A 12290-nucleotide genomic window follows, 5' to 3' on the forward strand; every position below is an offset into this window, starting at 1 on the left:
ACTCCCGCGACGGGCGCCGGGACCGCGCGACGGCGGCCCGATGCCCACCGGATTGCTGCGGCGGCGGCCCGGGGTGGGGGATCATGTGGGGCGTCCGACGGGGCAGTTGGCGGAGACAGCCGAGGGGATGGTGCCGTGGCCGGGGGGTTCGCAGAGCTGACGCCGGAGGACCCGCAGCGAGTGGGTCCGTTCCGCATCGTGGCGCGGCTCGGCTCGGGTGGCATGGGCCGGGTCTACCTGGGGCGGTCACGCGGCGGACGGCCGGTGGCGGTGAAGGTCGTGCGCCCGGAGCTGGCCGAGGACGAGGAGTTCCGGCGCCGGTTCGCCCGGGAGGTCGCGGCGGCGCGCCAGGTCAACGGCGTCTTCACCGCGGGCGTCGTCGACGCCGACCCCGACGGCTCTCCCGCCTGGCTCGCCACCGCCTATGTACGGGGCGTGTCGCTGGACGCCGCGGTCGCGGAGCACGGGGCCTTCCCGGAGGCGTCGGTGCTCACCCTGGGGGCGGGGCTCGTCGAGGCGCTGGAGGCCATCCACGCGGTCGGAGTGGTCCACCGGGATCTGAAGCCCTCCAACGTGCTGCTGGCCGCGGACGGGCCCCGGGTGATCGACTTCGGAATCTCGGTGGTCAACGAGGTGTCCTCGGTGACCCGAACCGGAATGATGGTGGGAACCCCGGGCTTCATGTCCCCGGAGCAGCTGACGGGCCGACCGGTCGGCGCGCCCAGCGACGTCTTCTCGCTGGGCGCGGTGCTGGTGTTCGCCGCCACCGGCGTGGGCCCCTTCGGGGTCGGCTCGACCCACGGCGTGTTGTTCCGCACCGTCTACGAGGAGCCGGATCTCTCCGCGCTGCCGGCCGGGTTGGTCGAGGTGACACGGCGCTGCCTGACCAAGGACCCGGCGGGCCGGCCCGGCGTGGACGCCCTGATGGACGAGTTCGCGCGGCGCGTCGGTGACGGACGCGACGTCGCGGAGCTGCTGTCCGACGGCGGCTGGCTCCCCCGGGCCGTCGCGCACACTCTCACCCGTACGCCGACCCCCTCGTCGCTGACGGCCGAGCGGCTTGAGACGCCGGCCCGGGAGCCGGACGCCGCTCCTCCACCTTCTGCCGCGCCTCCAGCCGAGGACATCGCACCTCCGCCCGGGGACGCACCGCCTCCGCGCAGGGACGCCACGCTTCCGCACAGGGACGCCACGCTTCCGCCTGGGGACGCCACACCTCCACCCGAGGACGCCACACCTCCACCCGAGGACGCCACGCCTCCGCCACCCGACACCGCTGCGCCGCCCGGCGTGAACGCCGCCCCGTTCCCGGCGTTCGGCCCGCCCGTGCCGCTGCCGGCGGGCACGCCGGGCATCCCGTCGTCGGCTCCGCGGCCCACGGTGATCAGCCTCCCCGAGCCGTCCCGTCCGGGGCCGGCGCGGCCCCGGACGGTCGCCAGGCGCGTGCTGACACCGCTCGGCGCACTCGTCACGGTGGCGGCGATCTCGGTGGCGATCGTGTGGAGCGGGCGCGGCGGGGGTTCCGGCTCTTCGGGCCTGCCCACTCCCCCGACCCGGCAGACCGGGGACTCCGGCAAGGAGGCGAGCCAGGGTGCCGGCACCGGTACCGGCACCGGCACCGGGAAGCGGACGACGACCGTCACCATCGGGGTCAGCGTGCCGCTGACCGGGGATCTGGCCTCCCTGGGGCAGGGCATCAGGAACTCCGTGGACCTGGCGGTCAAGCAGGCCAACAGGACCAAGTCGGTCCCGGGCGTCACCTTCGCGGTGAAGGCGCTCGACGACAAGGCGCAGCCGTCGACCGGACAGCGGAACGCCACCGAGCTGGTGGCCGACGAGCGGGTGGTGGGGGTCGTCGGACCCCTGAACTCCAGCGTGGCCCAGTCCTCGCAGCCGGTGTTCGGCCAGGCGAACCTGGCCCAGGTCTCTCCGGCGACCACCAACCCCGTGCTGACGCAGGGCGAGGGGTGGGACAAGGGCACCAAGAAACGTCCGTACGCCTCGTTCTTCCGCACGGTGACCACGGACGACCACCAGGGTTCCTACGCGGCGCGGTATCTGCACCGGGAGCTCGACCGACCCAAGGTCTTCCTGATCGACAACGGGATGACGTACGGCGCCGGGCTGGTGAAGACCTTCGAAGAGCGGTTCACCCGGCTCGGCGGCGACATCGTGGGCCGGGGGCGGGTCACCCCGGGCGACCGGGACTTCGCCGAGCTGGTGGCCAAGGTGAAGGGGTCCGGGGCCGAGGCCGTCTACTACGGCGGCGAGTACCCCGAGGCGGGCCCGCTGTCCCAGCAGCTCAAGAAGGCCGGCTTCGACAAGCCGCTGGTGGGCGGGGACGGCATCTACGACGACAGCTACATCAGGCTCGCCGGCTCCGGCGCCGACGGCGACCTCGGCACCATCGTCGGCGTCCCGGCTGAACGGCTCGACACGGCCCGCTCGTTCGTCCGGATGTACCAGGCGGCCGACTACGAGGTCCCCTACGGCGCCTACGGCGGGTACGCGTACGACGCGACCTGGGCGATCATCCAGGCCGTCAAGGCGGTCTCCGAGGACCACCGGGGCCGGCTGCCGGCCAAGCCCCGGCCGCAGGTGGTCAAGGCGCTCCAGGACGTCTCCTTCTTCGGGGTCACCGGGGACGTCGCCTTCGACGCCTACGGCGACACCACCGACCGTCGCATCTCCGTGAGCAGGGTCGAGGACGGAGAGTGGACCCTCGTGGACAGCGGCAGGGACGAGGACTGAGCCCGTAGCCCGCCCCGCCGTGGCGGGTTGCCCCCTTCCCCCCCGTCGCCGCCGGGACGACGGGACGGCGGGACGCCCCGGAAGGCGATCGACAGCGGAACGGGGTCGAAGGCGAGACGGGTCAGCGCGTCAGGCGCGCTCGCCCGGCCTCGCCGGCGTGGCCCTGCGGGAGGAGCGATGGCGTCCGGCATGGCCAGTCGACGCCACCGGCGGCGCCGGGCTGTGAGCGCCGCCCGGGTCCCGGGGGCGCTTCGCGTCCCGCGCCCGGACGAGCGGCGCCGTCGCCCCGCGGCCGGCGGCGGGGACGGCCGCCTGCCGGGCGGCCACGGGCAGCGGCACAGGCGCCGCGACGGGCGGCCATGGGCAGCGGCCCAGCCACCGGGACGGGCGGCCACGGGCAGCGGCCCAGCCACCGGGACCGGCGGCCATGGGCAGTGGCACAGCCGCTGGGCCGAGCAGCCCGTTTGCGGAGTGGGTCGCACCGCGTGAGACTGGAGGCCCGCGCCGGAGTCGCGCTGTGCGAGGACGGAGAGCGACATGCGGATCGCGTTCCTGGTGGCGCCCCAGGGCGTCGAGCAGATCGAGTTGACCGACCCCTGGCAGGCGGTGCTCGACGCGTCTCACACCCCGAAGCTGGTCTCCACCAAGCCGGGCCACATCCAGGCGTTCCACCACCTGGACAAGGCCGACACCTTCGTCGTCGACGAGGACCTCGACCACGCGCGGGCCGAGGACTTCGACGCCCTGATCCTGCCCGGCGGCGTGGCCAACCCGGACTTCCTGCGGCTCGACACCCGGGCGGTGGAGTTCGCCAAGGGCTTCTTCGCGGCGGGCAGGCCGGTGGCCGCCATCTGCCACGCCCCCTGGCTGCTGGTCGAGGCCGATGTGGTGCGCGGCCGGACGCTCACCTCCTGGCCCAGTGTGCGCACCGACATCCGCAACGCCGGCGGCACCTGGGTGGACGAGCGGGTCGTGGTCTGCACGGACGGACCCAACACGCTGATCACCAGCCGGCGTCCCGGCGATCTGAAGCCGTTCTGTGCGGCCTTCGGCGAGGAGTTCGCCAAGGACGCCCGGGAGCAGGAGGGCTGAGCGCCTGCCGCCTCAGCGGCCGGTCCCCGCTCCGTCCGCGGCGCGTACGGGTGCCGCGGGCTCCGCCGCCGCAGAACGCGGCGCCGGTACGTCGAGCGGGGCGGGCACGGCGGGGCGTGCCCACAGCGCCGCGCCCGCCAGCAGGGCGACGGCGGCGAGCAGCCACGGGGCCGCGCCGGGCGGCAGCACTCCGGCGGCCAGGGTGGCGAGGGCGCCGGCAAGTTGGAGGGCGAGGGACTGCACGGACAGCGCGGTGGCCCGGACGGTGGTGCCGACGCGGCGGTGCAACGCCTCGTTCTGGTTGGGGCCGGCCGCCCCGAGCCCGAGGTAGACCAGCCCGTAGCCGAGGGCGGCGAGGGTCAGGGCGAGCGGCCCGCGCGCGGTGGCCGTCGCGGCGAGCAGCAGCGCTCCGGCCCCGGCCAGTCCCAGGCTCAGCAGCACCGCGCGCTCGCCGCCGCGCGCCAGCCGGGCGGCGAGGGGCGCGCCGTTGCCGCCGAGGGCGGTGCAGAGGAATCCGGCGCAGGCGAGGGCCGCGAAGAGCACGGCGCCCGACTCGGCCCCTCCGGTCAGCACGGCGGCGCGGCGCGGGGTGAGCAGTTCGACGACGGAGAGCGCCGCTCCCACCGCGCCGGCGCTCAGCAGCACCCGCCGCACCAGGGCGTCCCGCGCGCCCAGCCGTACCCCGTCCAGCATGGTGGCCGGCACCCCGCGCAGCACCCCGCGCGGCGAGGCCGGGGCGCGGGGCGGCTCGGTCAGGGCGGCCAGGACGTACGTCACGTGGCCCAGCACGACCGCCACGCCGAGCAGCACGGGCACGGACAGCGGCAGCACCAGCCCGTCGGTGTGCGCGCTCAACCGGCCGCCGAGGTCCGGGCCCAGGCCGAGCAGCCAGGGCAGGCCGCCGCCGAGCAGCGTGCCGACGGCCAGCGCGGTCGCGGTGGCGGTGGAGCCGCGGGCGATGCCGGTGCGCAGTTCGGCGTCGGGGCCGGAGTGCGCCTGCACGGTGTCGACGTACCACGCCTCGGCGGGCCCGCTGGACAGGGCGCGTCCGGCACCCAGCAGCACCATGGCCGACAGCAGCACCCCCGCGGTCGTGCCCAGCGCGAGGAGGGTGAGGCCGACCAGGCTGAGCAGGCCCGCGGCGACCAGCACGGCGCGGCGGCCGATGACATCGGACAGTCCGCCGGTGGGCAGCTCCAGACAGGCGACGGTGAGGGAGTAGACGGCGTAGAACCCGGCTATGGAGGTGAGGCCCACTCCGCGCTCGGTGAGCAGGAGGACCTGTGCCGGTAGATAGAGGCCCACCGGAAGCCAGTAGAGGAAGGTGACGACGGCGAACCGGCGCCGTGCGACAGCCGGGGTCATGAGGTCTCTCCGCATGCCGGGGATGCTATAGGTGACGCTCCGTCAGCATGGGGCCGAAGGAGGGACGACAGGTGAGCGACGGCGACCGACGTGGTATCCGACGGGATGGGAGCGGCCGCCGGTGCCGCCGTTGACGAGGGGGCAGGGTGAACGGGTCAGCGCTGTCGGGGTGCGCCGCACTGGTGACGGGCGCGTCCAGCGGCATCGGGGCGGCCACCGCCCTCTCCCTGGCCGCCGAGGGCGCCTCGGTCGCGGTGGTCGCCCGCCGCACCGGCCGGCTCGAGGAGCTGGCGGCCACCATCCGCGACGACGGCGGCAGCTGCCTCGTGCTCACCGCCGACCTGGAGGACGCGGCACGGGCGCGCCGGGCCGTCGCGGACGCGGCGGAGCGGTTCGGACGGCTGGACATCCTGGTGAACAACGCCGGCTACGCCGCGCCGAGCGCGATCGAGGAGGCCGACGCGCGGGACTGGGCGCGCATGGTCGGCCTCAACTTCACCGCCGTGCTCCACACGTCGCAGGCGGCGTTGCCCTATCTGCTGCGGGCCGCGGCCGACGGCCCCCGCCGGGTCGCCGACATCGTGAACGTCAGCTCGGCCGCGGGTCGCAGGGTGCTGCGCAACAACACCGTCTACGCGGCCACCAAGCACGCCGTGGGCGCCTTCAGCGAGGGTCTGCGCCAGGAGGTGACCGGACGCCATGTGCGCGTGGGGGTGATCGAGCCCGGGCTGACCACCACCGAGCTGACGGCCGACCGTGAGGTCGGCCTGGTCAGCGGCCTCGCGCGGGACTTCTGGCTGCACGCGGAAGACATCGCACGCTCGATCACCTTCATGGTCACCCAGCCGGCGCGCGCCGCGGTCAACGAGATCCTGGTGCGCCCCACGGCCCAGGAGCCGTGACCCGGTCCCGAGGCCCCGGCCCCGTGACCCCGGTCGCGAGGCCCCGGCCCCCTGACCCCGGTCGCGAGAGCCCGGTCGAGAGGCCCCGCCCGAGACCCCGGTCGCGAGGCCCCGCCTCGTGGTCAGGGGTGACCCAGCCCATGGGCCAGGCAGTCGACCAGGCGGGCCGCGATCCGGCCGTCCGGGTCCAGGCGCGGGTTGAAGATGGTGACGTCGAGCCCCACGGCCCGGTCGCCGACCAGGGCCGTGCGCAGCACGGTCTCCAGCTCGCGCCAGCTCAGCCCGTCGGGCAGCCGGTAGTCGACGGCCGGCATGACGGCGTCGTCCAGGACGTCGGCGTCCAGGTGCACCCAGAACCCGGCGCCGGCGGCGCCCAACCGGTCCACGGCCCGGCGCGCGGCTTCGGCCGCGCCCACGGCCCGCACCGTCCCCAGGTCCATCGCGCCCAGCCGGGGCGGCAGGGGCCGCATCCCGGCCGCGGCCGACTCCTCGGCGTCCCGGAAGCCGAGGGCGACGACGTCCTCCTCGCGCACCAGGGGCCGCCGGCCCTCCAGGTCGGTGAGCACGAGCGGCCCGTGGCCGGTCGCCAGCGCCAGGTCCATCGACGCGGCCTCGCCCGCGGGTTCGGCCTCGGGCTGGTAGAAGTCGGTGTGCCCGTCGAGGAAGAGCAGCCCGTAGCGGCCGGTGCGGCGCAGCGCCAGCAGGTTGCCGAGCAGGATGGAGCAGTCCCCGCCGAGGACGACCGGGAAGCCGCCCAGGGTGAGGACCTCGCCGACCGCGTCGGCGAGCGCGAGGGAGTACGCGGCGATGGAGTGCGGGTTGAGCACCCCGGTCTCGGGGTCGCGCACGGGGTCGTAGGCGGGCGCCGCGACCCGGGCCCCGATGTCGGCGCCCAGCCGCTCCCGCAGGCCCGCGCCGAGCAACGCGGCGGGCAGCTCCGCCACGCCCCCGGGGCGCAGCCCCAGCACCGACGGAGCCTCGATGATCACCAACTGTCGCCGCACATCCGCTCAACGAGGCCACGGGAGCGCGGTTTCCGGCCACGCGGGTGGACGCCCCGCGTCGACGTCACGGGTGGACGCCCCGTCATGCACCTCCGACGCGCACGCGCGGCGCCGCGCTCGGCTCCGAGGTGACGGAGGTCTGTCACGCCGCTACGGAGTGGCGGGTGGTCGCTGGACCAGCAGGCTTCCGAGGGCCGTCCGCTCGTGCCGCACCGACCGTCCGGTGCGGACCGTGGTGATGAGACCGGCGCCGCGCAGCGCGGCGGCGTGGGCGGAGGCGGTGGCGTTGCTGACGCCCAGCCGTCGGGCCAGGGTGCTGGTGGTGTGGCCGTCGGCGAGGAGCAGCAGGATGTCGAGGCGGGTCCGGCCCAGCACCGCGGCCAGCGCCTCCTCGGTGTCGGCCGGGCCGGTGGGGGTGGGCGGCAGCCCGGGGCCCGCCGGGTAGGTCAGACGCGGCGGCCGGTCGGGCGGCTCGGCCGGCAGGGGGTGGGCCGTCCAGTGGAAGGTGGGCGCCAACACCAGGCCGCGGCCGCGCAGGGCGATCTCCCGCGGGGCGGGTGCCGCGATCTCCCAGACGCCCTCGTTCCATCGGCTGTCGGGGACGAGCGCCGTGAGCGCGGCGCCGACCCCGTGTTCCGCCACGGTCAGGGCGTAACGGGTGAACTCCCGCCGGTGCAGGTCCTGGACCAGCGGCCACACGGGGCGCAGCGCCGTCTCGAAGGCCGCGTGCTGGGCGCGCCGCACCAGCCGCCAGGCGTCGGCGTCCCCTCGGTGCAGATCGCGGATCCACGGTGGGGGCGGGGTCGGGCGCGGGGCGTAGACGCGCTCGATCTCGGCGCGGACGAGGGTGGGGGAGGTGGCGCGGACCGCGTCCAGCCCGTCGCTCAGATCGTCGCTGAACTCGTCGAGGAACAGGGGTGGCCGCCCCGCGGGGACCAGGTCGGCCAGCGCACCGGCGGCGGCGGGCAGGGACCGCAGGAGGCGCCGTCTCCACCGTCCGAAGAGCAGCTCCTCATCGGGGCGGCACATCGTCATCAGGGCCGTGTTCAGCTCCTGTAGCGGGGCCGGCCGCGGCGCGAACCGGACCTGCGTGAAGTCGACGGCGGTGAAGTGGATCCGTATCACGACGCTCTCCCCAGGCGCACTACTCTCCTCGGCGCGGCCGCGCCATCGTTTCGGGCAGGGCCTGAACCCTCGTCCCCGCTCCCGCCGGACGTCAGCATTCAGCCCATGACCACTTCCCTCACCTCCGGTGCGGCCACGATGGGACGGCGCACCGTCGCCAAGTCTGCCGCACTGGCCGCCGCGACCCTGCTCACGGGCGGCGGCACCGCCTGGGCCCGGTCCTCCGCGTGCGACCCCGGATCCACCTCGCGCGGCGGCCTCGTCCTACGGCTTCCCGCGCCGACCGGGCCGCACCGGGTCGGCGTCACCAGCCTGCACCTGGTCGACGGCTCCCGCACCGATCCCTGGGACGACCGGATCACCGTGCGGGAGCTGATGGTGTCGGTCTTCTACCCGGCGCGGAGCGTCCGGGGGCGCCGGCGGGCACCCCAGCTGACGCCCGAGGCCGCGGTGTTGTTCGGGCAGATCGACGTCCACGCGCACCAGCCGCTCCCGGACGCGGGCGTCGACTGGGCGGCCACGCTCACCCACGCGTACGAGAACGCCCCGGCGCGACCCGTGCGGCGGCCGGTCCTGCTGTACAGCCCCGGCGGCGGCGATCCGCGTACCGTCGGCACCACGCTCGCCGAGGAGTTGGCGAGCCACGGCCATGTGGTGGTGACGATGGACCACCCCGGGGACTCGAGCGAGGTGGAGTTCCCGGCGGCGACGGCGGAGCGCGCCAAGGTCCGTGCCACCGTGCTGTTCGGTCCGCCCACCCCCGCGCGGTTCCGCACGATGGTCGACACCCGGCTCGCGGACACCGCGTTCGTGCTGGACCGGCTCGCCGACCTGGCCGCCGGGCGAAACCCCGACGCCGAGGGGCGGCCGCTGCCCCAGGGGCTCCCCCGCGCGCTGGACCTCCGGCGGGTGGGCGTCTACGGCCACTCGGCGGGCGGCACCACCGCCGCCCAGGCGCTGTACGACGATCCCCGCATCGGCGCCGCGGTCGATCTGGAGGGCTATCTCGACCACCCCGCGGAGGCTCCCGGGCAGCCGGGCGAGCTGTTCCCGGTGGCCCGGAACGGGGTGGACCGCCCGCTCCTGCTGCTGGGCACCGACGGATTCCGCGACGAGCGGTTCGATCGCTCCTGGTCGGCCATGCTCGCGCACCCGGGCGGGCACACCCGGCTGCGGCGCGTCGACGACGCGACGCACTGGGTGTTCACCGACTACGCGGCCATGGTGCCCCGGTTGCAGGCCGCCGGGCTGATGACCGCCGAGGAGCGGAGAAGCATGATCGGCGCTATCGCCCCCGCACGGGCCATACCCGCGGTGCGGAACCAGGTGCGCGGGTTCTTCGCCCGGCACCTGCCGCCGGCGCGCTGACCGGCCGGAGCCCGGGAAACCCGCGGCCGACCGCTGCGGTGGCCGTTCGGGTCGGCTCGTGTCGCCATCCGGGTGGTGCCGCGGCCCGGTCCGCCGGTTCGGGCGGACCGGTGCGTCACATTTGGCGTTGGCGGACATGGCGCGGGTACGGCGGGACGGAGCGCGCGGTGATGTGGACAGGATGCGCTCGACGGCCGGAACGGGCCGCACCGCCGACCGGTGACGACCTGACCGGTGACGACCCGACCGGTGACGACTCGTCCCCCCTCACCGCCCCGTCCCTCCTCGCCCCGCCCGGTGCCACGGAGCCCGCCGCTCGGGAAGAGGACATCGAGGACATCGGGGAGCGAGCCGCCTGGTGGCCGTCGGGCGGGGCGGCGGACGGCTGGGAGCAGGACATCGACGCGCTCTATCCGGCCGCGCCCGGGGCGGAGCTCACCTCGGAGTTGCTGGCGGCGTCCGGGCTGGCGAAGGCCGCGTTCCCGGAGGCCGAGCCGCCGGAGGGCAGGCCGCCGGAGGGCGCGGCCGTCGACGGGACGTACGCCCCGGAGCCCCGCCCCGGCGGGCGCGGGACGGACACCGCCCCCGGCGTGGACGGGTCGGCGGGCGGCCCCGAGCCGGACGGCCCGCTGGACGGTCCGCTGAACGGCTCGCTGGACGGCTCGCTGGACCGGCGGATCCATGCCGCGCTGGTCGCGCCCGTACGCCATCTGCTGGACTCCGGGGGCCGGCGGTGGCGGCCGCGACTGATGACGGCGGTGATCGAGGCGCTGGGCGGCGACGGGGCACGGTTCGGCACGCTGCTGGCGGCGTGCGAGCTGCTGCACACCGGCTCACTCATGATCGACGACATCCAGGACCGCGCCCCGCTCCGGCGCGGTCGACGGACCGCCCACACGGTCTACGGCACGGCGGCCACCATCACCGCCGGCACGGCCGCGTACTTCTGTCTGGACCGCGCCATCCGGCGCACTCTGCCGCCCGACCCTCGGCTGCGCACGGCGGTGTACGAGATCTACCTGACCGCGCTGCGGGCCGCGCACGCCGGGCAGGCGCTGGACCTCCAGGGACATGACGAGGAGATGGACCTCGCCGTGGAGCGCGGCGACGTCCGGCCGCTGCTGCGGATGCTGACGCTCACCCACCGGCTGAAGTCCGGGGCTCCGGTGCGCGCCCTGTTCGAGACGGCGGCCGTGGTGGGCGGGGCGACGGCCGGACAGCGAGCGGCGCTCGGGGCGCTGGGCGAGGCGGTCGGCATGGCCTACCAGATCACCGACGACGTGGCCGATCTGCGCGGAGTGGCGAACGAGGGCGGCGAGACCAAGCGGGTCGCCGAGGATCTGCACAACGCCAAGGTGACCTTCCCGCTCGCCTATGCCGTCACCCGCCTGTCCGGGCCCGAGGCCGCGGCCCTCTGGGAGCGGCTGCGGGGCGGACCGGACGCCCGCGCCGTGCGGCGGATCGCGCGGACCATCGAGGCGTGCGGGGCGCTCGACCGGTGCGAGCAGCGGGCGGCGGGGCTGGTGGAGGAGGCATGGGCGGCGGTGGCGGAGGAGTTGCCCGCCACCGCGGCGGCCCGACGGCTGCGGCACCTCGCCGACGCCACGGTGCGCCGGCCGCGCACGGGGTGAACTCCCGCGCCGAGCGCGTTGGCACTCCCGTGCGGACCGCGGTGGACCGGCGTGCCGAGCGCGCTTGGCCCCCGTGCCGACCGGCGTCGCCACGGGCGTCTGGCTGATCACCGTGTTCGGGGCGTACGCGCTGGAGCGCGCGGGGCGCCGCGGGCCGGTGGAGGCGGTGCTGCGGCGGCTGGTGTACCGGGGGCCGAGGACGGCGCGGGAACTGAGGACGCCGAACGGGACATCGGCGCATGTCGCGCGGCGCGGTGGCCGCCGGGCCGGGGCAGACTGGTCGCGGGCCCCGCCCGGCGGGCGCGCCCGGTGCCGACGGGGCCGGCCCGCGAGGGAGACATCCGGTAGGACAGACCCCGGAAGGACGTAGCCATGACCACGGACGCCCCGCCCGGACCGCTGCGGGTGCTGGTCTTCGGCGGCGCGCTGCGCGCCGATTCCACCAACGCCAGACTCGCCTCCCTGGTGGCCCGCCTGGTGACCGCGGCCGGGGCCACCGTCGACCTCGCCACCATGCGCGACTTCGAGATGCCGGCCTACGACGGGGATGTGGAGGAGGCCCGGGGGCTGCCGCAGGGCGCGCTCGCGCTGCGCGACCGACTGGAGGCGTGCAACGCCTTCGTGATCTCCTCTCCGGAGTACAACGCCTCGGTGCCGGGTGTGCTGAAGAACGCCATCGACTGGGTCTCGCGGGTCCGTCCGCAACCCTTCAAGAGCAAGCACGCGCTGCTCGTCTCCGCGTCCCCGTCCATGGTCGGCGGCAACCGCGGCCTGTGGGCGCTGCGGGTGCCGCTGGAGCACCTCGGCACCCGTGTGTACCCGGACATGTTCAGCCTGGCCAAGGCCCACCAGGGCTTCACCGGGGACGGCCGGCTGGCCGACGAGGGGCTGCAGGAGCGGCTGGCCGAGACCGTCTCCGGGTTTCTCAGCCTGGTCGAGGCCGACGCGCGCTATGTGTGTCTCCAGCGCCGGTGGTACGAGTTCCTCGGCGACCGCACCGAGGCTCCGGTCACCCAGCGCGCGGAGGACGGGTAGCGGGCTGGGGACGGGGG

9 protein-coding genes are annotated in these 12290 nt (G+C 75.6%); 6 read left to right on the plus strand and 3 right to left on the minus strand.

Annotated features, from left to right (window positions below; translation table 11 throughout):
* The first annotated feature begins 135 nt into the window (after window positions 1-135).
* Window positions 136-2751, plus strand: a complete 2616-nt coding sequence (locus tag CD790_RS30170) for a bifunctional serine/threonine-protein kinase/ABC transporter substrate-binding protein (RefSeq protein ID WP_144386564.1) — start codon at window positions 136-138, stop codon at window positions 2749-2751.
* A 537-nt stretch (window positions 2752-3288) separates the two neighbouring features.
* Window positions 3289-3843, plus strand: a complete 555-nt coding sequence (locus tag CD790_RS30175) for a type 1 glutamine amidotransferase domain-containing protein (RefSeq protein WP_144386565.1) — start codon at window positions 3289-3291, stop codon at window positions 3841-3843.
* Between the two features lie 12 nt (window positions 3844-3855).
* Here the strand turns inward: CD790_RS30175 and CD790_RS30180 are convergent, their stop codons facing one another.
* On the minus strand, window positions 3856-5223 hold the full coding sequence (locus CD790_RS30180; RefSeq protein ID WP_260868007.1) for an MFS transporter: 1368 nt from the start codon (window positions 5221-5223) through the stop codon (window positions 3856-3858).
* A gap of 131 nt (window positions 5224-5354) precedes the next feature.
* On the opposite strand from CD790_RS30180, the gene CD790_RS30185 reads away from it, so the two are divergent.
* Entirely contained in the window at window positions 5355-6110 is a 756-nt protein-coding gene (locus tag CD790_RS30185) for an SDR family NAD(P)-dependent oxidoreductase (RefSeq protein ID WP_144386566.1), read from the plus strand.
* Between the two features lie 122 nt (window positions 6111-6232).
* Here the strand turns inward: CD790_RS30185 and CD790_RS30190 are convergent, their stop codons facing one another.
* On the minus strand, window positions 6233-7114 hold the full coding sequence (locus tag CD790_RS30190; RefSeq protein ID WP_144386567.1) for an arginase family protein: 882 nt from the start codon (window positions 7112-7114) through the stop codon (window positions 6233-6235).
* A gap of 150 nt (window positions 7115-7264) precedes the next feature.
* Window positions 7265-8239, minus strand: coding sequence for a winged helix-turn-helix domain-containing protein (locus CD790_RS30195; protein ID WP_144386568.1), 975 nt, complete (start codon window positions 8237-8239; stop codon window positions 7265-7267).
* 105 nt (window positions 8240-8344) lie between these two features.
* Here CD790_RS30195 and CD790_RS30200 point away from each other — a divergent pair, with 105 nt between their 5' ends.
* The 3 genes from CD790_RS30200 (at window position 8345) to CD790_RS30215 (ending at window position 12273) form a co-directional block, all read left to right on the plus strand.
* Window positions 8345-9607 (plus strand): alpha/beta hydrolase, encoded by a 1263-nt coding sequence (locus CD790_RS30200; RefSeq protein WP_260868008.1) that lies wholly within the window; start codon window positions 8345-8347, stop codon window positions 9605-9607.
* Window positions 9608-9777: 170 nt separating this feature from the next.
* On the plus strand, window positions 9778-11238 hold the full coding sequence (locus CD790_RS30205) for a polyprenyl synthetase family protein (RefSeq protein WP_260868013.1): 1461 nt from the start codon (window positions 9778-9780) through the stop codon (window positions 11236-11238).
* Between the two features lie 372 nt (window positions 11239-11610).
* Entirely contained in the window at window positions 11611-12273 is a 663-nt protein-coding gene (locus tag CD790_RS30215) for an NADPH-dependent FMN reductase (protein ID WP_144386569.1), read from the plus strand.
* The last annotated feature ends 17 nt before the right edge of the window (window positions 12274-12290 follow it).

The organism is Streptomyces sp. SAJ15, assembly GCF_007595705.1.
GTDB lineage: Bacteria > Actinomycetota > Actinomycetes > Streptomycetales > Streptomycetaceae > Streptomyces.